This is a genomic window from Massilia sp. X63 (genome assembly GCF_041023745.1).
In the GTDB taxonomy this organism is placed as follows: Bacteria; Pseudomonadota; Gammaproteobacteria; order Burkholderiales; family Burkholderiaceae_D; genus Telluria.
Genome location: NZ_JBFTEF010000010.1, coordinates 34,565 through 58,842 on the forward strand (window position 1 = coordinate 34,565; position 24,278 = coordinate 58,842).

The following is a 24,278-nucleotide window of genomic DNA, read 5'->3' on the forward strand; positions in this document are numbered from 1 at the left end:
TCCACCGTGCGGTAAGATGCTCGGATCAGATTTCACGGATCCCGGCATGACCCTCTCCACCTCTCCCGAAACCCGGGCCGCACGCGCCCTCCAGGTCGCCCAGCGCGTCCACGCCATCGAACCCTTCCGCGTCATGGAAATGGTAAAGGCCGCCGGCGAAATGAAACGCAGCGGCATCGACGTGATCAGCATGAGCGTCGGCGAGCCCGACTTCACCGCGCCCGACATCGTCGCCCACGCCGCGATGGACGCGATCAAGGCGGGCAGCACCCAGTACACCGACTCGCTCGGCCTGCGCGAACTGCGCGAGGCGATCGCCGGCCATTACGCCGCCGTGCACGCGCTCGACATCGACCCGCGCCGCATCGTGGTCACCGCCGGCGCCTCGGCCGGCCTGCTGCTGGCCTGCGCCGCGCTGGTGGCCGACGGCGACGAAGTCCTGATGCCGGACCCCTGCTACCCGTGCAACCGCCATTTCGTCTCCGCCTTCGGCGGCAAGCCGGTGCTGGTGCCGGCATCGAGCGAGGACCGCTACCAGCTGAGCGCCGCCCACGTGGACGGGAACTGGAGCGAGCGTACCCGCGGCGTGCTGGTGGCCTCGCCCTCGAACCCGACCGGCACCTCGATGACGCCGGCGCAGTTGCGCGACATGCTGGGCGCCGTGCGCGCACGCGGCGGCTTTGCCATCATCGACGAGATCTACCAGGGCCTGTCCTACGACCACCAGCCGGTCAGTGCGCTGGCGCTCGACCCCGACGTGATCACCGTCAACAGCTTCTCGAAGTATTTCAGCATGACCGGCTGGCGCCTGGGCTGGCTGGTGGTGCCGGATAGCCTGGTGCCGACCTTCGAGAAGCTGGCGCAGAACCTGTTCATCTGCGCCCCCACCGTGGCCCAGCAGGCCGCGCTGGCCTGCTTCACCCCGGAAGCGCTGGCCATCTACGAGGAGCGCCGCCGCGAGTTCCAGCGCCGCCGCGACTACCTGGTGCCGGCCTTGCGCGCGCGCGGCTTCCAGGTGCCGGTGATGCCCGACGGCGCCTTCTATGTGTATGCGGACATCACCGCCCTGCCGCACCGCGACAGCGCCGACAGCACCGCCTTTGCCTGGTCGGTGCTGCGCGACGCCCACGTGGCCATCGTGCCGGGGGACGATTTCGGTTTTGCCGCGCCGCGCCGGCACGTGCGCTTCTCGTACGCCACGCGCCTGGAGCGGATCGAGGAAGCGCTGGCGCGCCTGGGGCGCCTGCTGCCCGGCTGACCGCGGCGCGGCTCAGCCCTGGCGCACCGCGCGCGCTTCGCCGACCAGCTCGAGCAGCAGGTCCGGCGTCACCGGCTTGACGAGGTAGCGGTCGAAGCCCGCCTCCATGGCGCGCTCGCGGTCCTCGCTCTGCCCGTAGCCCGACAGGGCGATGGCGAAGGGAGCGGCGTCCGGCTGGTCCTGGCGCAGCCGCGCCACGATCTCGAGGCCGTCCATGCCGGGCAGGCCGATGTCGCAGATCAGGATGTCGGGGCGGCGCGCCTGGGCCGCCGCCAGTCCCGCCCGTCCGTCATAGGCCACCGCCACGTCGTGCCCGGCCAGTTCGAGCAGGGTGCGCAGGGTGTCGCAGGCATCGACGTTGTCTTCGACCAGCAGGATGCGGCAGGCGCCTCCGGCCGCGCTCGGGCCGGCCGGGATCTCGGACACGGGCGCCGCAGCGCCGGAGAACGGCAGGCGCACCGTGAAGGTGCTGCCCTGCCCTTCGCCGGCACTGTCGGCCGTGACCGAGCCGCCGTGCATGCCGACCAGGTTGCGCACCACGTTCAGGCCGATGCCCAGGCCGCCTTCCGAGCGGGCCAGCGAACGCGGACCCTGCATGAACAGGTCGAACACCTGGGGCAGAATCTCGGGCGCGATCCCGGCGCCGTTGTCGATCACCTGCACCACCACCTCGTCGTCGGCGCGCCAGGCGCGCAGCACGATGCGCCCGCCCTCGCCGGTGTACTTGGAGGCATTGCCGAGCAGGTTGGCGAACACCTGGGTCAGGCGCACCGGGTCGCCTTCGATCACCAGGGGCTCCGCGGGCAGCTCGACCACGAGCGACTGGCCGCGTTCGCGCATGCGCGGCGCGACCGTCTCCATGGCCTGGTCGAGCGCGCCGGCCAGCGCCAGCGGGCGCACCGAGAGGGTGATCTTGCCGCTGCTGATGCGCGCGGCGTCGAGCAGGTCGTCGAGCAGGTGCGCCATGTGGTCGACCTGGCGCCGCACCACGCCGGCGACGTGCGCCAGCTTGGACGAGCCGCCGCCCAGGTTCTGGAGCAGGCTGGCGGACATGCTGAGCGGCGCGAGAGGATTGCGCAGCTCGTGCGCCAGCATGGCGAGGAATTCGGTCTGGCGCCGGTTGGTGGCTTCGGCCAGGTCGCGCAGCGACTGGGCGCTGACGGTGGCCATCACCAGGTGCTCGTTGGCTTCGCGCAGCTGCTCGACCTGGGCCTCGAGCCGGGCATGCTCGCGCGCCAGCACGCGCGCCTGCGACAGCTCGGCTTCGAGGAAGGCGATGCGTTGCTGCAGTTCCTGCTCGCGCAGCAGCTTGCCCAGTGGGTTGGTGTCGTCAGCCATCAGGGAACGTTGTTCAGAGCCAGGATTTGCTTCATTAAACGTCCCCATGCTGTCCTCATTCGTCGGCGGTCGTGCCGTCGACCCGGCCGTAAAACACCCCGTTCACCTGCGCGGGGATGGTGTCGATCTCGATACCCTCGTCGGTGATCCGGTACTCGCGCAGGTCGTGGCTGTGGGAGGTGCCGCGCACCTTGACCACCGAGATGAAGCGCCGCACGTGCCCGTCGGTTTCGGCGTAGCGCATGGCGACGATGGCGTCGGTCAGGTAGGCCATGTCGGCGCGGGCGTAGTTCATGTCGACCGAACGGTCGTCCAGCCCGACCGTCACCAGCGTCGACACGCCGCGCTTGGCCAGGCTGCTCAGGATGCGGAACACGCCTTCGCGCAGGTCGCGCCGGCACTCGGGCGCCAGGTAGAGACTGAACTCCGACAGCGAGTCGATCACGACGCGGCGCGCGCCGCTGCGGTCGATCGCGGTCAAGAGGTCGTCCTCGAACTCCTCGGCGGTCATGTCGATCTGGCGGCTCTCGACCACGCTCACCTGGCCGGCCTGGATCATGGCCGCCATTTCGGCGTTGCGCAGGCGCGCCGTGCCCTTCTCGAAGCACATGATCACGCCCTTGTCGCCCAGCTCGACGCCGGCGCGCAGGAACTTCGATCCCATGATCGTCTTGCCGCAGCCGGTGGGCCCGATCGCCAGCAGCGAATGTCCCTGGGGCAGTCCGCCGTGCAGCATGTCGTCCAGCCCCGGGGTGCCGGTGGGGATGCGGCGCGGCTCGCGGTCCACCGGAACGCCGGGCTCGCGGTCTTCCGCCAGCGGCGGCAACAGGCGCGGGTAGATGCGCAGGCCGTCGTCGGTGATGCGGAAGGTGTGCGATCCCCCCATGTGGGCCTGGCCGCGCATCTTGACGACACGGATCTTGCGCACCACGGCATTGCGGTCATGGATCTGGCTCAGGGCGATCATGCCGTCGGCGACGGTCGTGATCGGATTGGCCTCGACCTCGTTGTGCTGGTATTCGCCGATCAGGAAGGTGGTCGCCATCCAGCTGGTCATGCGGGTGCCGAGTTCCTGCACGAAGAACTGCAGGTCGCTCATGCCTTCGATGCCGCCCTTGCCGGTCTGGATCACGGAGCGGAAGGAATCGACGAACACCAGGCTCGGCGCGAAATCCTCGACTTCCTGCGTGATGCGCTCGAGGACGCCGCTGAAATCGCCGGCGCGCAGGTCGGTTGCCAGGTTGACGTAGCGGATCGAGGTGCTCACCTTGTCGGTATCGAAGAAGGAATACTGCTGCTGGTAGCGCAGCATCTTCAACGGCGGCTCGCCCAGCACCGTGAAGAACAGGGCGCGGCGATCCGGGTTAGCCAGCGCGAACATGATCTGGTGCGCCAGCGTGGTCTTGCCACAGCCGGGCGCCCCGGTGATCAGGTTGAACGAGAACTCGTTCAGCCCACCGCCCAAGAGAACATCGAGCCCCGGCACCCCCGTGGCCAATTTTCCCAAGCTTACTTTGTCGGTCATTTATTTCTGCTCCTGTGCATTCTTCTGCTGGCCTTGCGCCGGATCGACGGCGGCGGTGGCCGACTCCAGCAGGCGCTGGGTCAGTCTTTCACCGATGAGTGTGGAAAGTAATTGGGTGAAGGTCCGAAGCAGGACTTCGTTGGCGGCGGCGGCGCGCTCGGCGTCGACGCGGGCCATGCGTTCCTCCAGGGAGGTAAAGAGCTGTTCCGGCGCGCGGCAGGGCTGCTGGGGCGCGAGCCATGCGTGCTCGGGGCCGATCACGTGGACGGCGCGCCCGAACAATGCGCAAAAGCCGCTCTCCCCGATCAGCGGGCAGAGATGCTGTGCGATGCGCCGCCATGGTTGCAGCAAATGCCTGCTCCCGTCGGATGGATCCCGCGCATCCGTACTATTCGTCATGTCTTCGTCGTTGAACAATGAATGCCGCTGGTGGTTATGTCGAGCTGCTGGGCTGACGCTGTCTGGCAGCGGGAGAACATCAAGTGCTTTCCCGGTGCAGCGCGCATTATAGCTGCTTGTTCCGGCAAATCGGCGAAAGCACCCTGGCTCATCCTGAAACATTTTCATTGGTGTCAATTTAGCCCATCCCCGCTAAGATAGTGTCGCCGAGCAATGCTGCTCATCATTCATTCGCGGGGAACCATGGAAAAGAAGCTGGGTGCTGTACTGTCGACCGCGTGTATCGTGCTGGTGTGCACGATCACGCAGGCGAGCGCCGCTACGAGCGCGGATACGCGCTTCAAGACAATTTACACGAAAGAATGGCAATGGCGCGTCGCGGAGCGCCTTGCGCGTGCCGAGGACGAGCGTGGCGTGAGCCCGGTCCTGGCCCGGGTCGACGCCCCGGCGCAGGAGGCGCGCCGCCGCTACTGGGAAGGCATCCTGAAGGAACTCGACGGTATCAGGGCAGCCGAGCTGTCGCCTGCCGAGCGCGTGAACTTCGCCGTCTACCGCGCCCAGATCGCCGCGCTGCTGGACGCCCAGCGCTTCCGCGAATACGAGCAGCCGGTGAATGCCGACAGCGCCTTCTGGACCGGCGTTACCTTCACGGCGCGCCGTCCGTTCGCCACGCTGGACGACTACCGCAACTACCTGAAGCAGCTGGCCGCCCTGCCCGACTATTTCGCCCAGGAGACCGCCAACATGCGCGCCGGCCTGGCGCGCGGCTTCACGCCTCCGCAGGTGACCCTGCAGGGCCGCGACGTCGCGCTGGCGCCGATCGCCGAGGCCAGGACGCCCCAGGAAACGGTGTTCTTCCAGCCCTTCCGCACCATGCCGGCCTCGGTTCCCGCCGCCGAGCAGGAGGCGCTGAAGGCGCAGGCCGCCAACCTGATCCGCGACGCGGTGCAGCCGGCCTACGCCAAGGTGCTGGCCTTCTTCCGCACCGAGTACCTGCCGAAGGCGCGCACCACGCTCGCCGCCGAGAACATGCCCGGCGGGAAGGCCTACTACCAGTCGAAGATCGTCGAGTTCACCACCACGAACCTGACGGCCGAGCAGATCCACGCCATCGGCCTGGCCGAGATGGCGAAGATCCGCGCCGAGATGCACGAGGTCATGAAGCAGGTCGACTTCAAGGGGGACTTGCCGGCCTTCCTGGCTTTCCTGCGCACCGACCCGCAGTTCTACGCGAAGACGCCCAAGGAACTCCTGATGCATGCGGCCTGGACCGCCAAGAAGTTCGACGCCAAGGCCGACCAGTACTTCGGCTACCTGCCGCGCCGCCGCTTCGCGATCATCCCGGTGCCCGACGACCAGGCGCCCTTCTACACCGCCGGCCGCGGCGGCCCCGGCTCGTATTGGGTCAACACCTACAACCTGCCGGCGCGTGCGCTGTACAGCCTGCCGGCGCTGACCCTGCACGAATCGGCGCCCGGCCACGCCTTCCAGATGCCGGTGGCCCAGGAACAGAAAAACGTCCCGCCCTTCCGGCGCGCGTACATCTCGGCCTTCGGCGAAGGCTGGGCGCTGTATGCCGAACGCCTGGGCGTGGAGATGGGCATCTACGAGACGCCCTACGAGCACTTCGGGATGCTGAGCTACCAGGCCTGGCGCGCCTCGCGCCTGGTGGTCGACACCGGCATCCACGCCAAGGGCTGGACGCGCGAACAGGCACAAGCCTACCTGATGGAGAACACCGCGCTGGCCAGGCACGAGGTGGAAACCGAAGTGGACCGCTACATCTCGTGGCCGGGACAGGCGCTGTCCTACTACCTGGGCCAGATGGCGATCCAGGAAGCGCGGGCGCGGGCGGAGAAGGCCCTGGGGCCGAAGTTCGATATCCGCAACTTCCACGATACCGTGCTGCAGCTGGGGTCGGTGCCGCTGCCGGTGCTGCAGCAGCGCATCGATGCGTTCATTGCGGATGGGGGGAAGAGTCCGTACCCGAAAGAGTCGTAATGCTCGTAGGGTGGGCGGGAAATCCGCCCACCCTACAACAGCTTGAACTTGAGCTGGAACGAAATCCCGCCATACAGGCGATCCTTGTAGGTCGGGATGATCCCCACATTCAGCCCCACCCGCCGGTATTCATAGGTCAGGGTCGGGATCGCCGCCGGGAACCAGCCGCCGTCGCGCATGTTCGGATAGCCGTCGAACGCCGCCAGCGCCAGTCCCAGGCGCACGGGACCGAGCGCATACGGCTGCCAGATCACCCCGGCGTAGTTCGACCAGCGCCGGTCGCTGTTGTAGAAGCGCCCGGCCGTGGCCGCGGTGGTCCCGTTGAAGCGGTACTCGGCGCCCAGGCCCTTGTTGGCGCCGTTCAGGTCCTTGTCGCTGTCGAAGTGGGCGGTGGCGAAGCCGGTGTCGAGCCAGAACTCGCTTTTCGGCGCCGCATCGATTTTCGTGAACAGGCCATCGGTTTGCGCCTGCGCCAGCGGCGCCGCCAGCAGCAGCGCGAGAAGAATCGAACGCATCAGTCGTCGGCCTTCGGATCGAGATCGGGGAACATCACTTCGGTGAAGCCGAAGCGGGAAAAGTCGCGGATCCGCATCGGGTACAGGATGCCGTGCAGGTGGTCCACCTCGTGCTGGACCACGCGCGCATGGAAGCCCTCGGCGTCGCGCACAATCGGCTTGCCGTACTGGTCGACGCCCTCGTAATGCAGCCGGGTGTAGCGCGGCACGCTGCCGCGCAGGCCGGGCACCGACAGGCAGCCCTCGAAGCCCTCTTCCATCTCTTGCGACAAGGGCGTCAGCACCGGATTGATCAGGACCGTCTGCGGCACCGGCGGCGCGTCCGGGTAACGCTGGTTGCTGGCGAAGCCGAAGATCACCAGCTGCAGGTTGACGCCGATCTGCGGCGCCGCCAGCCCGGCGCCCTGGGCGGCATGCATGGTCTCGAACATGTCGGCAATCAGGGCGTGCAGCGCGGGCGTGTCGAAGTCTTCGACCTTCTCGGCCACGCGCAGCAGGCGCGGATCGCCCATGCGCAGGATCTCGCGGACGGCCATGATCAATTCCCTCGCATCTGTTCCGCTTCCAGCAGCGCGGCCAGGCTGGCGCGGAAGCCTTCCGCGGTCTCGGGGTGCTTCAGGCCGATCGCCGCGGTGGCCTGCAGGTAGCCGAGCTTGGAGCCGCAGTCGTAGCGCTGGCCCTTGTAGCGGTAGGCCAGCACCCGTTCGTCGCGCATCAGGGCGGCGATGCCGTCGGTGAGCTGGATCTCGCCGCCGGCGCCGGTGCCGAGGTTCTCGAGGTAGCCGAAGATCGAGCCCGACAGCACGTAGCGGCCGACCACCGCCAGCGTGGACGGCGCCACTTCCGGCGCCGGCTTCTCGACGATTCCGGAGACCAGTTCCAGGTTCGGGCGGTAGCTCGACGCGCTGACGATGCCGTACTGGCGCGTGTTCTCGCGCGCGACGTCCTGCACCGCCAGAATGCTCGAGCGCTCGTAGGCATACAGGTCGGTCATCTGCGCCAGCACCGGCCTGGTACCGGCATCGGTGTCCATGAAGTCGTCCGCCAGCAGCACCGCGAAGGGCTCGTCGCCGATCACGGGACGGGCGCACAGCACCGCGTGGCCCAGGCCCAGCGGCGCCGACTGGCGGATGTAGATGCAGTTGACGTTCTTCGGGATGACGTTGCGCACCAGGTCGAGCAGGGCCTGCTTGCCATGCGCTTCCAGCTCGGCCTCGAGCTCGTAGGCCTTGTCGAAATGGTCCTCGATGGCGCGCTTGTTGCGGCCGGTGATGAAGACCATCTCGGTGATGCCGGCCGCCACCGCCTCCTCGACGGCATACTGGATCAGCGGCTTGTCGACGATCGGCAGCATCTCTTTCGGCTGGGCCTTGGTGGCCGGCAGGAAGCGGCTGCCGAGGCCGGCGACGGGGAATACGGCTTTGCGGATCAGGGTCATGCGGTTTCCTTTGATTGCCCGAGCAGGTCGAGCAGCCCGGCTTCGTCGAGGACGGTGACGCCGAGTTCCTCGGCCTTGGCAAGCTTGCTGCCCGCCTCGAGCCCGGCGACCACGTACGAGGTTTTCTTCGATACCGAACCGGACACCTTGCCGCCCGCGGCTTCGATCAGGGCGCCCGCGGCATCGCGGCTCATGGTCGGCAGCGTCCCGGTCAGCACGAAGGTCTTGCCGCTGAAAATCCCTTCGGCGGCCGGCGCTTCTTCCGGCAGCTGGGCCAGCAGTTCGGCGCGCAAGGAGGCCAGCGCGGCCAGGCGCTCGCGGTTGGCCGCGCTGGCCATCCACTCTTCCAGTGCGGCGGCGACGGTGCCTGGCAGGCCGAACACGCCGAACACGTTCAGGTGCGCCAGCGACGCCAGGGTCTGGCCGGCGGCGAGCAACTGGCGCGCGCGCGGCTCGGTCAGCTTCGGAATGCCGAGCGCCGCCAGCAGCTTCGTTTCTTCCAGCTTCTCGCGCAGCTGCGCCCTCGGCGCATGTTCGCCCCGCGGCGTGACGCCGGCCGCCAGCAATGCATCGATCTCGCGCTGGTTCTTCTCTTCGGCAAAGAATTCGGCGATGGCCTCGGCCACGGTGCCGCCGATGTCCGGCAGCACGCGCAGCAGCGCTTCCGGCGCATGACGGACCAGTTCGAAGCGGCCGAGCCAGTCGGCCAGGGTCTTGGCGGTCGACTCGCCCACGTGGCGGATGCCGAGCGCGAACAGCAGGCGCTCGAGCGGCGGGTTCTTGCTGTCCGCGATGGCCTGGAGCAGATTCTCGGCCCACTTGGTGGCGACCTTGCCCTGCTTGACGGTTTCGGGGGTGGTGCCGTCACGCTCGTCGGCCATGCGCTTCATGGTGAGCAGGTCGTCGAGCGTGAGCTTGTACAGGTCGGCCACGCCGTGGATCAGGTTGCACTCGACCAGGCTGTCGATGTAGCGGTCGCCCAAGCCTTCGATGTCCATCATGCGCCGGCCCGCAAAGTGCCGGATCGCCTCCTTGCGCTGGGCCGCGCAGGTCAGGCCGCCGGAGCAGCGCGCGATCGCCTCGCCTTCCTCGCGCACCACGTGCGAGCCGCACACCGGGCACGCGTCCGGCAGCTTGTAGCGCATCGGTTCCGGATCGGGGCGGCGCTCCAGCACCACCGCCAGCACCTCGGGGATCACGTCGCCCGCGCGGCGCACGATCACGGTGTCGCCGACGCGCACGTCCTTGCGCAGCACCTCGTCCTCGTTGTGCAGGGTCGCGTTGGTGACCGTGACGCCGCCGACCGACACCGGTACCAGGCGCGCCACCGGCGTGATGGCGCCGGTACGGCCGACCTGCACGTCGATTGCCGATACCACCGTCAGGGCTTCCTCGGCCGGGAACTTGTGGGCCAGCGCGAAGCGCGGCGCGCGCGACACGAAGCCCAGCTGGGCCTGGTCGGCGACGCGGTCGACCTTGTACACCACGCCGTCGATCTCGTAAGGAAGCGCGCCGCGCTTTTGCCCGATATCGCGGTAGTAGCCGAGCAGGCCTTCGCAGCCGCTCACCACTGCCCGCTCCTTCGAGACCGGCAGGCCGAGGCGGTCGAACCAGTCGAGCACCGCCGAATGCGACTCCGGCAGTGCGGCGCCCTCCAGGCGGCCGATGCCGTAGGCGAAGAAGCGCAGCTTGCGCTGGGCCGTGATGCGCGCGTCCAGCTGGCGCAGGCTGCCCGCGGCCGCGTTGCGCGGATTCGCGAATTCCTTGTGCCCGGCCTCGCGCTGGCGCTGGTTCAGGCGCGCGAAGTCGTCCTTGAACATCAGGACTTCGCCACGCACTTCCAGCACGCTCGGCACCTCGCTGCCGTGCAGGCGCAGCGGGATCACCCGCACGGTGCGGATATTGGCGGTCACGTCCTCGCCGGTGTAGCCGTCGCCGCGGGTGGCGGCCTGCACGAACACGCCGTTCTCGTAGCGCAGGCTGATCGCCAGGCCGTCGAACTTCAGTTCGGCCGAATACGCCACCTGCTTCGCTTCCAGCCCGTCGCGCACGCGGCGGTCGAAGTTCTCGACGTCTTCGTCGGCGAAGCCGTTGTTCAGCGACAGCATCGGCACCGAGTGCGTCACCTGCTTGAATTCGGGGATCGGCGCGGCGCCGACGCGCGAGGTCGGCGAGTCGTTCTTCACGGCCTGCGGGTGGGCGCTTTCCAGCTCCTGCAGTTCCCTGAACAGGCGGTCGTACTCGGCGTCCGGAATGGTCGGGGCGTCGAGCACGTGGTAGTTATAGATATGGCGGTTGAGTTCCTCGACCAGCCACGCCATGCGCGCCAGGGCATCCTGTGGGACCGTCATGCCGAGGCCTCAGACGAACAGGCGCAGCGCGCGGGTGGAACCGGCCGGGATATCGGAGGCTTCCATCTCCTGGTAGAACTCGGCGACCTGGCCCTTGATCTCTTCCAGCGCCGGATCGAGCAGCGGCTGCTCGAAGTCGTCGACGATGGTGGCGTCCAGGCGCGCGGTCAGCTCTTTCGCGCACTTGACCATGGCGCCGAAGCCGTCGCGGCTCGGCGCCACGCAAGGCACGTCCAGCAGCAGGGTCAGGCGGTTGGTGGTGTCGGCGCCCAGGGTGACGTTGGTGGACAGCGTGAACAGCACGCCGCCTGCCCCATCGGGCATGGCGAAGCGGCCGTCCGGGCGCACGTCGAATCCCTGGTTTTCCAGCGCCCCGATCAGGGTCGAGATCGCCCACGGGGCGCCGTTGGCGGCCAGGTTCACGCCCAGCTGGGCGTCGTGGCCCGCCACGAAGCGGTGCAGGGTGCGCGCTTCGCTCATCACCTCGATCATGTCCGGCACTTCCGGCTCGGCGCCGATCTCGTCGGCCACCGCGCGCAGGCGCGTCACCAGTTCGGAATATTCGATCTCGTTCAGGGCCGTGGTGCGGGTGGCCATCTGCACGCCGGCCTGCAGCTTGGTGTACACGCCGCCGTGCACGATCGGTTCCCAGTCGCCGCTGACGGCGAAGCCCACGTAGTGGATCGGCTTGTTGCCGACCCGGCGCAGCTTCTGCAGCGCGGGCAGGATCTTGTCGCCGCGCAGGGCGCCTTCGAAGTTCAGCGGAATGATGCAGTCGATCAGCGGGTCGACCAGGCTTTCGGCCAGCTCGGAAGGCGGCGTGTCCGGCGTCGCGCCCGGCAGCGGCGCGGCCGGCGCGAGCGCGGCCACCGTGGTCGGGGTGCGCGGCGCGCCTGGCGGCGCGGGCTGGGCCGGGGCGGCCGGCGCCAGGTCCGGGGCCGGCGCGGCAGCGTCCAGCTTCGATTCGCCCGGCTCCACATCGAGCGGCGCAAGCGAGGATTCCGCACCGATGTCCAGCACCGGCTCCTGGCGCTCGACGGCGCTTTCGTCGCTGCGCATCAGGACGTCGTCATGGTCCGATGCGAATGCGCGCTCGACGCTCTTGCGGGCCTTGTACTCCTGCCACTTGTTGTACGAGAAGACCCCGGCGACGAATACGCCGGCGGCTGCGATCAGGCTCATTTGGAAATCAGTCATGCTGCTTGTGCCTCAGTTGCGAAGTTCGCGGCGGACTCCATGTCCACCGCCACGATGCGCGATACGCCCTGCTCCTGCATCGTCACACCGATCAGTTGGTTGGCCATCTCCATCGCGATCTTGTTGTGCGAGATGAAGAGGAATTGGGTATGGTCCGACATGCGCTTGACCATGCGGCAGAAGCGCTCGGTATTGGCGTCGTCCAGCGGCGCGTCGACCTCGTCGAGCAGGCAGAACGGCGCCGGGTTCAGGCGGAACATCGAGAACACCAGGGCCGTGGCGGTGAGCGCCTTCTCGCCGCCGGACAGCAGGTGGATGGTGGCGTTCTTCTTGCCCGGCGGCTGGGCCATCACCTGCACGCCGGAATCCAGGATCTCGTCGCCGGTCATCACCAGCCTGGCCTGGCCGCCGCCGAACAGGATCGGGAACAGTTCCGAGAAGTGGGTGTTGACGCGATCGAAGGTGTCCTGCAGCAGGTCGCGGGTCTCGCGGTCGATCCGGTGGATCGCATCTTCCAGCGTTGCGATGGCCTCCTGCAGGTCGTTGTTCTGCGCGTCGAGGTAGCGCTTGCGCTCGGTGGCCTGGGCCAGCTCGTCCACCGCCGCCAGGTTGACCGCGCCGAGGGCGCCGATGGCATTGGTCAGGCGCGTGACCTCGCCCTGCAGGTATTGCGGCTTCATGTCCGGCGTCAGCTTTTGCTCCAGCTCGGATTCGACCGCGCCGGTACTGGCCAGCGCTTCGGCGAACTGTTCCTGGTTCAGGCGCGCGGCCTGTTCCTTCAGCTGCATCTCGGTGATGCGGTCGCGCTGCGGCTGCAGGCTGCGCTCGTTCCCCATGCGCATCTCTTCGAGCTGGCGCAGCTGCTGGGTGATCTGGTCGAGCTCGTGACGCGCGTCGGCCAGCGCGCGCTCCTGCGTGCTGCGGCGCTCGAGCAGCTCCTGCAGGCCCTCGTGGGCGGTGCCGGCCTCCAGCGCCTCGAGTTCGAGCCTGCCGGCGCCCAGGCTGGCCGCGACCTGCTCGGCCTGTTGGGTGGCGGTGGCGATGCTGCGGCGCAGCTCCTCGATTCTGGCGCGCTGGGCGCGTTCGGCGAATTGCGCCTCCTGGGCGCCGCGCTCGAGGTCGCGCAGCTTCTGGCGCGCGTCGTTCAAGGCCTGCTCTTTCTCGATGAAGGCGGTCTGGCCATCCTCGTGGCTGCCCTGCAGCTCGGCCAATTCCATGTCGAGCTGCTCGAATTCCTGTTCCGCTTCGGCGGCAGCCTGGCGCTGCTCGGCTTCCTGGGCCGCGATCTCGGACAGATCGGCGGCGATCTGGCCGCTGCGCTGGTTGAAGCGCGCCTCGATCTCGCTCTGCTTGAGCACCTCGATCTGCAGCGCATGCACTTCGCGCTGCAGCGTGCCCGAGCGCTGGCGCGCATCCTGCAGGCGCCGCGTCAGGTCGCTCACCGCCGCGTCGGCGCGGGTGGCGCGGCTCCTGGCCTCGTCCAGCAGCAGGGCCTGCGCGCGCAGCTGCTTACCGATGTTCTCGATGTCGTGCTGGCGCGCCAGCATGCCGTCCTGCTCGGCGTCCGGCGCGTGGAAACGCACGCTCGACTGCGACACCAGGTGGCCCTGGCGGGTGACGAAGCTGCCGCCCTGCGGCAGGCGCGCGCGGTTGGCGAAAGCCTCGGCGGCATCCTGGGCCACGTAGACGTGGTGCAGCCAGTCGTTCAGCACCCCGCGCAGGCCCGGGTCGTTCAGGCGCAGCAGGCTGGCGAAGGGTGTCAAGCCCGCCGGGTCGCTGGCCGCGGGCGCACCCGGCGTCGGCGCATACAGGGCCAGGCGGGCCGGCGGCGCATCGCCGAAGAAGGCCTTGGCCCAGTCGAGGTTCGACACCTCGAGCGCGCCGGCACGTTCGCGCAGCACGGCTTCCAGCGCGGCCTCCCAGCCCGCTTCGATGTCGAGCTTCTGCCACAGGCGCGGCAGGCCGCCCAGCTCGTGCTTTTCCAGCCAGGGCTGGACCTTGCCCTGGGTCTGGACCCGGTCCTGCACCTGGCGCAGCGCGGCCAGGCGCGCTTCCAGCTGGGCGTTGGCGCCGGACTCCTGCTGCACCTGGGCGTGGGCATCCTTGCGTTCCTGCTCGACCGCGTCCTGGCGCGCCGTCGCTTCGTCGAGCAGCATGCCCTGCTCTTCCAGCGCCAGCTGCTTTTCTTCGAGTTGCAGGCGCAGGTTGTCGAGGGTGGCGCTGTCGGGCAGGTTCAGGCCGTTGCGCTCCTGTTGCAGGCGCTCGCGGCGCGCGGCCAGACTGGTGAGGATGTTGGCGGCGTTGCGCTGGTGGGCGCTGGCCAGTTCGATGCGCTGCTGCACCTGCATGATGCGGGCGCGCGATTCGTTGGCGCGCTCCTGGGCCTGGCGCCACGCGGCTTCCAACTCGGGCACGCGCTCCCCATGGGCTTCAACCGCGATCTGGGCGCCCTCGGCGCGCGCGCCGAGTTCTTCCAGCGTGAACTCGGCCTCAAGCAGCTGTTCTTCGACTTCCTGGCGCTGCGCCAGCCACTGGTCCCGCTGGGCGCCGAGCGTGCCGAGCTGGTTCTGCAGGCGGGTGCGCGACTCGACCACGAACTTGATCTGCGCTTCCAGGCTGCCGATCTCGGAATTGGTCTGGTACAGGGCGCCCTGCGCCGTATGCAGGCGATCGCCGATGGAAAAGTGCGCCTGGCGCATGTTCTCGAGTTCGAGCTCGACGTTGCGCAGCTTGGCGGTCTGGGCCTCGAGCGCGGTCTGCGCTTCTTCCACTTCGCGGAAGTAGCGCAGCTGCTCGGCCCTGGCTTCGTTCTTGCGCAGCAGCCAGAGCAGCTTCTGCTTCTCTTCCTGGTCGGCCTGCAGCTGGTGGAAGCGCCTGGCCACGGCGGCCTGGCCTTCGAGCTTTTCCAGGTTGGCGTTCAGTTCGCGCAGGATGTCCTCGACCCGCAGCAGGTTTTCGCGCGTGTCGGACAGCCGGTTCTCGGTCTCGCGGCGGCGCTCCTTGTACTTGGAGACGCCGGCAGCTTCCTCGAGGAACACGCGCAGCTCTTCCGGACGCGATTCGATGATGCGCGAAATCATGCCTTGTCCGATGATGGCGTAGGCGCGCGGCCCCAGGCCGGTACCGAGGAAGATGTCCTGGATGTCGCGCCGGCGCACCGGCTGGCCGTTGATGTAGTAGGTGGAAGTGCCGTCGCGCGTGAGGGTGCGCTTGACCGCGATCTCGGCGTATTGCCCCCACTGCCCTGCCGCCTTGCCCATGCTGTTGTCGAACACCAGTTCGACCGAGGCGCGCCCGGACGGCTTGCGGTGGGTGGAGCCGTTGAAGATCACGTCCTGCATCGACTCGCCGCGCAGCTCGGAGGCCTTGGATTCGCCCAGCACCCAACGCACGGCGTCGATGATGTTCGACTTGCCGCAACCGTTGGGGCCGACCACCCCAACGAGCTGGCCGGGCACCTGGAAATTGGTGGGATCGACGAAAGACTTAAATCCCGACAATTTGATGGATGAAAGGCGCACGTTGAGTCGGCTGGGCTAAAGAGTCGTCAAAGGCCCAATCATACCATCTGTTGATTGCATTTCGGCCAAGTAGCGGGCTTGCAGGCCCGACAATCCGCCATGCCGGCGCCGTTTCGGGCCTCAGGCGACCCCGGCGGCGTGCATGGGGTCGTTCATGGCGGCCGCACCGACCGCTTCGGTCAGCACCCGGCCGACCACGCCCTCGGGCGCAAGCACCCTGATGCTGCCGGTGCGGAAGGCCTCGGCCAGGCGCTCGGCCGGCAGCGAAAAAGCTTCCTGGCGGTTGGCGCCGGAGAAGATGAACAGCGTACGCAAGGGGCTGACCCAGGCCAGGCGCAGCTTGCGCACCCCGGCCGCACCGCTGAACTCGACCCGCATGCCGCGCTCCAGGGCGGCCAGCGCCGCCGCCGCCGGATCCGCCGGCGCCTCCTCCGGGACGGCGACCTGTTCCTGGGCGATGCGGCGCAGCGCGTCCTGCTGTGCGGCCTCCACTGCCAGCTCCAGCTGGCGTTCCGGCGACAGCTCGATCGGCGCCCGCACGATGGTGGCGTGGCATTCGGCCAGCTCGGCGAAGAACTGAAGGCGCTCGGCGTCCTGCCACTTGACGGCGTCAAGCCACTTGTTGAGGGTGGTGAGCAGCGCCGGCAGGCGCTTGATGAGCGCCTTGCGCTCTTCCTGGGTGACCTTGGGCTTGACGCTCCAGACCAGGTCGTCCATGGCGCGGGTGGCGTTGTCCACCGCACCCGGCTTGCTGTCCTCGATGGTGTAGGCCAGCGTGAGCACCGGGGTCCAGCGCTGCTCCAGGAAGGTGGCGACCAGCGCCACGACCTGCTCGCCGCCCAGGCGCAGCGCGACCGCCTTCCTGGCGGAACGGCTGGCCGCGGCCTGCTTCTCCTGGCGCGTGGCCTGGGCGATCGGGCCGGCGATGGCGGCCTGCGCGGCCTGTTCGCGTGCGGCGATGCCCGCTTCGAGCTCGGCCACCGCGGCGGCAAAGCTCTCCGGCTGCGCTTCCGCACGCAGCCGGTCGACCCCGCGCCGCATGGCACGGAAGACCGGATCGTCCGGGCTGGCGGCCTGCTCCCAGCCGGCGTTCGACAGTAGGTCGAGCATGCGCCGGGCCGGGTGCGCCTCTTCGAAGAAGAAACTGCGGTCCTGGAGCGCGGCCTTCAGCACCGGCACCTGCAGGAAGGCGATCAGCTCGCGCGTCTCCGGCGGGATCGATTCGTCCAGCAGCACGGTCTCGAAGATACGCGACAGCAGGTCGAGGGTGGTCTCGTCGCCGCGCGACAGGCTGCCCTGGGGCAGGCTCTGCTTCAGGCGCGGCAGGTAGAACACGCCGTGCGCGCCGGCCGCGCCCCCGGCCTGCAGGTCAAGGCCGGCCCCCCCCGCGGCGGCCAGGCCGCCCAGCCTGTCGAGCATGTCGATCAGGGGCGCCGGAGGCGCCGGCCGCGCCGCGGCCAGGCCGGCGGGACCCGCGCCCCGCGCTCCGGCCATGGCGCCGGCATGGCGCGTCACGCCCGATACTGCTTCGGACCGGGCTGCCGCGGGCAGCGCGTCCTGGTCGGCCGCGAAGCCGGGCGCGAAGCCGGGGGCCGCGCTCGGGCGCCAACCGCCGCTGCCCTGCGGCAGGTCGGGGATCAAGGGGATACCCAGCTGCGCGAGGTCGGCGCCTGCCGCCGCTTCGGCCGCGCCGAACAGCTGGCGCAACTGCTGGGCGACGGCTGCGTCGCGCCGTGCCCGTGCCGCCCTGGCGGCGGCACTGTCGTCGGTCTTGGCGAAGCGCTCGTCCTGCTGCTGCGCCCGGGCCGGCTTGAGCTTGTCGTTCAGGGCGTCGAGCACGGGTCCGAGTTCGAACATCACGCCCGGACGCAGCAAGGGCACGACCAGCGCATGCGACGCCTGGTCGGGTTCGAACTCGCACCAGGCCTCCTGCAACGCGCGCAGGAAGACCTCGGGACGGAATGGATTGTGGCCGGCGCGCACCAGTTCGCGCCCGAGCAGCAGGCCCAGGCGCACGCCCAGGCTGGCCAAGCGTTCGGCGTGCAGGATATCGAAGGGCCGGCTGACTGCGGCAAAGGCAAGCTGGCTGTCCATCTCCTCGAGCGGCACCAGGCTCAGGGTCAGCGGCGCCGGCGCGGCCGGCTGCAGCCCGGGCGCGAGCAGCGCGACTTCCTTGCGCAGCGCCAGCTCGATGCCGGTCGAGGCCAGGTGCACGAAGGCGTAGGCATTGTCCCGGAGCAGGTTGCCGGAGCGGATACGGCGCGCGGCCTGCTGCGGATCCGGACCGGCGGCCGTCATGTCCAGCAGCACGGCGCTCATGCGCCCGACCATGTCGACCAGGCCCTCGGTGGCAGCCGCCGCCGCCGTGGAGACGAGCTCGTCCAGCGTCGCCTGCTGCGCGCGGGCGGCCTTGCGGACGGCGGGTGTCTGGGCAGTGTTCACGGCCATGTGTGGGACGGAGTCGATGCTTCTATTGTGCCACATTATTTCCGCGAGGCAATAGAAAAAATGCATACGAGCTTGATCCTGCCCTCAAAGTCGCTTTCGCGTCTCACGCAGTCAGAAAGAATTCCTTGAGAACGTCGGTAGCTGTCCTACACTGGATCACGACGTGTTCCGATACCGATTCATCAATACGGACAGCATGATGGCTCGACCGGAAATGCTGCGGTAAGGTTCCACAGCTCGGCAAGCAGGGCATTTTTCCATATGAAAGGAAATGATCATGGCCTCGAATCAAGGTAAATCGACCCGCGGCGGCACCCCGCAACAGCACGCGGAAGCTGGCCGCCAGAGCCACAAGAACGACGGCAACAAGCAGTCGGGGGCGGGCTCGGGCTCGCGTTCCGGCAGCGGCAGCGGCAGCGGTAGCGGCGGCACCAGCGGCGGCACCCGCGGCGGCACGCCGGAACAGCACGCCGAAGCCGGCCGTCAAAGCCACAAGAACGACAAGAAACGCTGATCGGATGGCAGGCCCCGCCTGCCCTCTTGCATCGCGCTTGTCGCCGGCCCACCGCATGCGGTGGGCTTTTTTTCGTGTCTCAGATATTGCGCAGCATGCCGCCCTTGGGTGGGCGGAAATCGCGGATGTCGTTGACCAGGCCGGCGGTCTTGGCGTCGCGCGAGTTCAGGTGCAGGTCGGAATACTGGTGGATCGCCCACTGCTCCGGCGTCAGTTCGATGCACTTGCGCAGGATCGACTCGGTGCGCGCATCGTCGGCGCGCAAGCCTTCGACAATGATGTTGAGCGCATCCGGGCGCGAGCCCGGCGAAGCCGTCGCATGCGACTTGTGCACCATGAAGCGCGCTGTCTCACTGCAGTAGCGCTCGCTGCCGGACAGGTAGAGGATCACCGCGATCGAGGCCACCGCCCCGCCGTTATACATGACGAACTTGATCGGCGAATTCGCCAGGAAGTTGTACAGGCACAGGCCATCGCTGACGTAGCCGCCGTTCGACTGCACCAGCACGTGGGCCGTCTCGATGCCGTCCTCGGTCATCATCGACACCGCGTCGAACATGCGGTGCACCATGTCGCTGTTGACGTCGCCCGATAGCGTGAACCAGGCTTCCTTGGTTTGCCGGGTTTCCCGGGTTTCCTGTCCCTGCTGCTGTGCTTTGTCTTCGCTCATAGTTTTTCCCACTGCAAAGTGTGTGGCACAAGTGTAGCAAAACACGTCCGAAGGCCCCGCCGGGCGGCCCGCCAATAGTGCGCGGCAATTCTTTTTGGCAAGCGCCATTCTCTCCATCGACAGCGTCCATTTGGTTGACACCAATCCAATGCTGGCATATCCTCCGCAGTCTTGACCGGGAGAGCGCAGAAACACCTGCCGCCGAAGGGGCACTACCCACAAACTCTCAGGCAAACGGACTGGTCAGGGAGCGGCAGCGCACGGCGCGGCGGCTCACACTCTGGAGAGCGGCCCCGCACACACGGGGCCCACCGAAGGGGCAGGCGGCGCATGCCGCTATCTCTCAGGTACCAAGGACAGAGGGGATACAGGCACCCGCGAGGGTGCACGCACCCCTATTCACTGCCCGAGGATTCCATGACGCTCAAAGCGACCCCGCTCAATTCCGCACACCGCTCCCTCGGAGCCAAGATGGTCGACTTCGGCGGCTGGGACATGCCGGTCAACTACGGTTCCCAGATCGAAGAGCACAACGCCGTCCGTACCGACGCCGGCATGTTCGACGTCTCGCACATGTGCGTGGTGGACCTGGAGGGCGCGAACGTGCGCGCCTTCCTGCGCGGCCTGCTGGCCAACAACGTCGACAAGCTGCAGGTGCCGGGCAAGGCCCTGTATTCCTGCATGCTCAATCCGGAAGGCGGCGTGATCGACGACCTGATCGTCTACTATTTCAGCGAAGACTGGTTCCGCCTGGTCGTCAACGCCGGCACCGCCGAGAAGGACGTGGCCTGGATGAGCAAGCAGAACGAGGCCACCGGCGCCGGCGTGAGCATCACCCAGCGCCGCGACCCGAGCGAGGAAAACCGCGATCCGATCGCCCTGATCGCCGTGCAGGGCCCGAATGCCCGTGCCAAGGTCTGGCAGGTGCTGCCCGGCGTCCAGGCCGCTTCCGAAGCGCTCAAGCCCTTCAACGTCGTGATCGTCCCGGATACCCCGTTCGGCGAAGTCATGGTGGCCCGCACCGGCTACACCGGCGAAGACGGCTTCGAGGTCGGCGTCCCGGCTTCGCAGGTGGAAGCCCTGTGGAACGCCTTCGCCGCCGCCGGCATCAAGCCGGCCGGCCTGGGCGCGCGCGACACCCTGCGCCTGGAAGCCGGCATGAACCTGTACGGCCAGGACATGGACGACAACATCAATCCGCTGGACGCCGGCCTGGGCTGGACCATCGACCTGGCGTCCGAGCGCGACTTCATCGGCAAGGCTGCCCTGCAGGCCAAGGGCCAGCAGGCCAACTTCGTGGGCCTGATCCTGCGCGAAAAAGGCGGCATCCTGCGCGCCCACCAGAAGGTGGTCGCCGCTTCCGGCAACGCCGGCGAAATCACCAGCGGCACCTTCAGCCCGAGCATGCAGCAGGCGATCGCCCTGGCGCGCGTGCCGCTGGACGTCGCCGTGGGCGACACCGTGCACGTCGAGATCCGCGACAAGAAACTGGCGGCCAGCGTGGTGAAGCTGCCGTTCGTCCGCAACGGCAAGGTTCTCGCTGTCTGAGCAAGAAAAATCAATTACAAGCTTTATACTACCGCCTCACCCTCTATTGGAGCCTTATATGAACATCCCAACCGACCTGAAATACACCGAGTCCCACGAGTGGGTGCGCCGCGAAGCTGACGGCAGCCTGACCGTCGGCATCACCGAGTACGCACAGGACGCGCTGGGCGACATCGTGTTCGTCGAGCTGCCGCAGGTCGGCAAGGCATTCACCGCCGGCGACGACGCCGCGGTGGTCGAGTCGGTCAAGGCCGCCAGCGACATCTACGCACCGGTGTCGGGCACCGTCACCGCCGTGAACCAGTCGGTCGCCGATGCCCCGGACTCGATCAACCAGGATGCCTACGGCGCCTGGCTGTTCAAGCTGGCTCCGAGCGACGCCGGCGCGGTCGACAAGCTGATGGACGCCGACGCCTACGGCAAGTCCACCGGCAACTAAGCTTGAATACGGGTGCGCTTTCGGGCGCACCTGTTGTTTGACGGTTTCATCCCGATCTACCGATCTCCTTTACCCCCGGGGCCCCAGCGTAGCAACGCGCCTTGCGCCCGATCTCTTCAGACTTTGACCATGACCCGCACCAGCCTCACCCAACTCGAAGCGCGCGATTCGTTCATCCCGCGCCACATCGGCCCGTCCGAATCCGAACAGGCAGCCATGCTGTCGACCCTGGGCTACGCCTCGCGCGCCGCCCTGATCGACGCGGTCGTGCCTGCGAACATCCGCCGCCAGGACACGATGGACCTGGGCCAGTTCGTCGAACCGCGCAGCGAAGAAGAAGCGCTTGCAACCCTGCGTGCGCTGGCCTCGAAGAACAAGGTCATGAAGTCGATGATCGGCCAGGGCTACTACGGCACCCACACCCCGAAAGTCATCCTGCGCAACATCTTCGAGAACCCGGCCTGGTACACCGCCTACACCCCGTACCAGCCCGAGATCTCGCAGGGCCGCCTGGAAGCGATCCTGAACTTCCAGCAGATGATCACCGACCTCACCGGCATGGGCATCGCCAACTCGTCGATGCTGGACGAAGGCACCGCCGCCGCCGAAGCCATGACCCTGCTGCAGCGCGTCGGCAAATCAAGCTCGAAAGTCTTCTACGTGGCCGACGACGTGCTGCCGCAGACCCTGGAAGTGGTGCGCACGCGCGCCGAGCCGATCGGCGTCGAAGTGCGCGTGATCGCCGCCGGGGAGATCGAGAAACTGGCAAAGGGTAACGAAATGAGCTGCTTCGGCGTGCTGCTGCAGTACCCGGGCGTGAACGGCGAAGTGCGCGACTACCGCGCCGCCGTCGAACACCTGCACGCTGCCGGCGCGATGGTGGTCGTGGCCGCCGACCTGCTGGCCCTGACCGTGCTGGAAGCACCGGGCACCTGGGGCGCCGACGTCGTGGTCGGCAACAGCCAGCGCTTCGGCGTGCCGCTCGGTTTCGGCGGCCCGCACGCCGGCTACCTGGCCACCCGCGACGAATACAAGCGCAGCATGGCCGGCCGCCTGGTCGGCGTGACGGTCGACGCCCAGGGCAACCAGGCCTATCGCCTGGCGCTGCAAACCCGCGAGCAGCACATCCGCCGCGAGAAGGCGACCTCGAACATCTGTACCGCCCAGGTGCTGCTGGCCGTGATGGCCGGCATGTACGCGGTCTACCACGGCCCGCAGGGCCTGAAGCAAATCGCCACCCGCGTGCATCGCCAGACCGCAATCCTGGCCGCCGGCCTGAAGCAGCTCGGCGCCGAGGTGCTGAACGCCACCTATTTCGACACCCTGACCGTCAAGGGCGATGCAGCGGCACTGCACGCCGCCGCCGAAGCGGCCGGCATCAACCTGCGCCGCATCGACGACGGACACGTCGGCATCTCGCTGGACGAAACCACTACGCGCGACGACCTGGCCGCCCTGTTCGCCATCTTCGGTGGTGGAAAATCGGTGGACATCGATGCGCTGGACAGCGACGCCCAGGACGCCTTCCCGGCCGCACTGGCCCGTACCACCGACTACCTGACCCACCCGACCTTCCACCGCTACCACGCCGAGCACGAGATGCTGCGCTACCTGCGCTCGCTGGCGGACAAGGACCTGGCGCTGGACCGCACCATGATCCCGCTCGGTTCGTGCACCATGAAGCTGAACGCGACCTCGGAAATGATCCCGGTCACCTGGCCGGAATTCTCGAACATCCACCCGTTCGCACCTGATGACCAGACCGTCGGCTACCGCGAAATGATCGGCCAGCTGGAAGCCATGCTGTGCGCCGCCACCGGCTACGCCGCGATCTCGCTGCAGCCGAACGCCGGTTCGCAGGGCGAATACGCGGGCCTCCTGGTGATCCAGAAGTACCACCAGGCGCGCGGCGAAGGCCACCGCAACATCTGCCTGATCCCGTCCTCGGCGCACGGCACCAATCCGGCCTCGGCCAGCATGGTCGGCATGAAGGTCGTGGTCACCGCCTGCGACGAAAACGGCAACGTGGACCTGGCCGACCTGAAGGCCAAGGCCGAGCAGTACAGCAAGGACCTGGCCTGCGTCATGGTCACCTACCCGTCGACCCACGGCGTGTTCGAAGAGGGCATCAAGGAACTGTGCGAGATCGTGCACCAGCACGGCGGCCAGGTCTATGTGGACGGCGCCAACATGAACGCGATGGTCGGCGTGGCCGCGCCGGGCGCCTTCGGCGGCGACGTCAGCCACCTGAACCTGCACAAGACCTTCTGCATCCCGCACGGCGGCGGCGGACCGGGCGTTGGCCCGATCGGCGTCGGCGCGCACCTGGCGCCGTTCCTGCCGAACCAGCTGTCGACCGGCTACGTCCGCAACGAAGCCGGCATCGGCGCGGTCAGCGCGGCGGCCTACGGCTCGGCCTCGATCCTGCCGATCTCGTGGATGTACATCGCGATGATGGGCGCCTCGGGCCTGACCGCAGCGACCGAAGTGGCGATCCTGAACGCCAACTACATCGCCCGCCGCCTGGCTCCGCACTACCCTGTGCTGTACACCGGCCACGATGGCCTGGTCGCGCACGAGTGCATCATCGACCTGCGCCCGCTGCAGGACAAGACCGGCATCTCGAACGAGGACGTGGCCAAGCGCCTGATGGATTTCGGCTTCCACGCCCCGACCATGAGCTTCCCGGTGCCGGGCACCCTCATGATCGAGCCGACCGAGTCGGAATCGAAGGCGGAGCTGGACCGCTTCATCGAAGCGATGATCACCATCCACGCCGAGATCGTGAAGGTCGAGCGCGGCGAGTACGACAAGATGGACAACCCGCTCAAGGGCGCTCCGCACACCGCCGAGGTGGTCACCGCCGACGAGTGGGCCCACACCTACTCGCGCGAAGTGGCGGCCTTCCCGGTGGCCTCGCTGCGCAAGAAGAAGTACTGGCCGCCGGTCGGCCGCGCCGACAACGTGTACGGCGACCGTAACCTGTTCTGCGGCTGCGCGCCGATCAGCGACTACGAGTAAATGCAGGGTGGGCCGCTCGTGATCTGGTCCGCTGGACCAGATCACCCCACGCGGTGATAAATTGCGGCAAGGTCATCCGGCACGAGAGCGGAGCC

Annotated in this window: 17 protein-coding genes and 2 riboswitches; of the genes, 6 read left to right on the plus strand and 11 right to left on the minus strand. The window is 67.9% G+C overall.

Going from position 1 to position 24,278, the window contains the following annotated elements:
• Nucleotides 1-46 precede the first annotated feature (46 nt).
• Nucleotides 47-1,258, plus strand: coding sequence for a pyridoxal phosphate-dependent aminotransferase (locus AB3347_RS18655; protein ID WP_369093211.1), 1,212 nt, complete (start codon nucleotides 47-49; stop codon nucleotides 1,256-1,258).
• Between the two features lie 12 nt (nucleotides 1,259-1,270).
• On the opposite strand, the gene AB3347_RS18660 is transcribed toward AB3347_RS18655, so the two are convergent.
• From AB3347_RS18660 to AB3347_RS18670, 3 genes are read right to left on the minus strand one after another with little or no spacing between them, the layout of a single operon-like run.
• Complete coding sequence (locus AB3347_RS18660) at nucleotides 1,271-2,596, minus strand: ATP-binding protein (RefSeq protein ID WP_369093212.1); 1,326 nt, start codon at nucleotides 2,594-2,596, stop codon at nucleotides 1,271-1,273.
• Nucleotides 2,597-2,651: 55 nt separating this feature from the next.
• A complete protein-coding gene (locus tag AB3347_RS18665) occupies nucleotides 2,652-4,121 on the minus strand; it encodes an RAD55 family ATPase (RefSeq protein ID WP_369093213.1) in 1,470 nt (489 codons plus the stop codon).
• Nucleotides 4,122-4,538 (minus strand): hypothetical protein, encoded by a 417-nt coding sequence (locus tag AB3347_RS18670; protein WP_369093214.1) that lies wholly within the window; start codon nucleotides 4,536-4,538, stop codon nucleotides 4,122-4,124.
• A 225-nt stretch (nucleotides 4,539-4,763) separates the two neighbouring features.
• Between AB3347_RS18670 and AB3347_RS18675 the strand changes: the two genes are divergently transcribed.
• Entirely contained in the window at nucleotides 4,764-6,521 is a 1,758-nt protein-coding gene (locus AB3347_RS18675; RefSeq protein WP_369093215.1) for a DUF885 family protein, read from the plus strand.
• Between the two features lie 32 nt (nucleotides 6,522-6,553).
• On the opposite strand, the gene AB3347_RS18680 is transcribed toward AB3347_RS18675, so the two are convergent.
• The 7 genes from AB3347_RS18680 to AB3347_RS18710 all read right to left on the minus strand — a co-directional run bounded on the left by AB3347_RS18680 (nucleotide 6,554) and on the right by AB3347_RS18710 (nucleotide 17,991).
• Nucleotides 6,554-7,039 carry a hypothetical protein gene (locus AB3347_RS18680; protein WP_369093342.1) on the minus strand — a complete coding sequence of 162 codons (486 nt, stop codon included), beginning with the start codon at nucleotides 7,037-7,039 and terminating at the stop codon, nucleotides 6,554-6,556.
• Complete coding sequence (def, locus tag AB3347_RS18685; RefSeq protein WP_369093216.1) at nucleotides 7,036-7,572, minus strand: peptide deformylase; 537 nt, start codon at nucleotides 7,570-7,572, stop codon at nucleotides 7,036-7,038. Before def ends, AB3347_RS18680 begins: the two co-directional genes overlap by 4 nt.
• A 2-nt stretch (nucleotides 7,573-7,574) precedes the next feature.
• Entirely contained in the window at nucleotides 7,575-8,474 is a 900-nt protein-coding gene (gene galU, locus AB3347_RS18690; protein WP_369093217.1) for a UTP--glucose-1-phosphate uridylyltransferase GalU, read from the minus strand.
• Complete coding sequence (gene ligA, locus AB3347_RS18695; RefSeq protein WP_369093218.1) at nucleotides 8,471-10,825, minus strand: NAD-dependent DNA ligase LigA; 2,355 nt, start codon at nucleotides 10,823-10,825, stop codon at nucleotides 8,471-8,473. Before ligA ends, galU begins: the two co-directional genes overlap by 4 nt.
• Before the next feature lie 9 nt (nucleotides 10,826-10,834).
• On the minus strand, nucleotides 10,835-12,022 hold the full coding sequence (locus AB3347_RS18700) for a cell division protein ZipA C-terminal FtsZ-binding domain-containing protein (RefSeq protein WP_369093219.1): 1,188 nt from the start codon (nucleotides 12,020-12,022) through the stop codon (nucleotides 10,835-10,837).
• On the minus strand, nucleotides 12,019-15,543 hold the full coding sequence (smc, locus tag AB3347_RS18705) for a chromosome segregation protein SMC (RefSeq protein ID WP_369093220.1): 3,525 nt from the start codon (nucleotides 15,541-15,543) through the stop codon (nucleotides 12,019-12,021). The genes AB3347_RS18700 and smc overlap by 4 nt, the downstream gene beginning before the upstream one ends.
• 120 nt (nucleotides 15,544-15,663) lie before the next feature.
• On the minus strand, nucleotides 15,664-17,991 hold the full coding sequence (locus tag AB3347_RS18710; protein WP_369093221.1) for a DUF1631 family protein: 2,328 nt from the start codon (nucleotides 17,989-17,991) through the stop codon (nucleotides 15,664-15,666).
• 277 nt (nucleotides 17,992-18,268) lie between these two features.
• Here AB3347_RS18710 and AB3347_RS18715 point away from each other — a divergent pair, with 277 nt between their 5' ends.
• Nucleotides 18,269-18,505 carry a hypothetical protein gene (locus tag AB3347_RS18715; RefSeq protein ID WP_369093222.1) on the plus strand — a complete coding sequence of 79 codons (237 nt, stop codon included), beginning with the start codon at nucleotides 18,269-18,271 and terminating at the stop codon, nucleotides 18,503-18,505.
• Between the two features lie 79 nt (nucleotides 18,506-18,584).
• On the opposite strand, the gene AB3347_RS18720 is transcribed toward AB3347_RS18715, so the two are convergent.
• Nucleotides 18,585-19,175 (minus strand): ATP-dependent Clp protease proteolytic subunit, encoded by a 591-nt coding sequence (locus AB3347_RS18720; RefSeq protein WP_369093223.1) that lies wholly within the window; start codon nucleotides 19,173-19,175, stop codon nucleotides 18,585-18,587.
• A 166-nt stretch (nucleotides 19,176-19,341) separates the two neighbouring features.
• A riboswitch (glycine riboswitch) is annotated at nucleotides 19,342-19,427 on the plus strand.
• A gap of 18 nt (nucleotides 19,428-19,445) precedes the next feature.
• A riboswitch (glycine riboswitch) is annotated at nucleotides 19,446-19,545 on the plus strand.
• 47 nt (nucleotides 19,546-19,592) lie between these two features.
• On the opposite strand from AB3347_RS18720, the gene gcvT reads away from it, so the two are divergent.
• From gcvT to gcvP, 3 genes are all read left to right on the plus strand, one after another.
• A complete protein-coding gene (gene gcvT / locus AB3347_RS18725) occupies nucleotides 19,593-20,723 on the plus strand; it encodes a glycine cleavage system aminomethyltransferase GcvT (protein ID WP_369093224.1) in 1,131 nt (376 codons plus the stop codon).
• 58 nt (nucleotides 20,724-20,781) lie between these two features.
• Nucleotides 20,782-21,162, plus strand: a complete 381-nt coding sequence (gene gcvH, locus AB3347_RS18730; protein ID WP_369093225.1) for a glycine cleavage system protein GcvH — start codon at nucleotides 20,782-20,784, stop codon at nucleotides 21,160-21,162.
• A 129-nt stretch (nucleotides 21,163-21,291) separates the two neighbouring features.
• The gene (gcvP, locus tag AB3347_RS18735; protein WP_369093226.1) at nucleotides 21,292-24,183 is read left to right on the plus strand and encodes an aminomethyl-transferring glycine dehydrogenase; all 2,892 of its coding nucleotides are present in this window, start codon (nucleotides 21,292-21,294) and stop codon (nucleotides 24,181-24,183) included.
• Nucleotides 24,184-24,278: the final 95 nt, after the last annotated feature.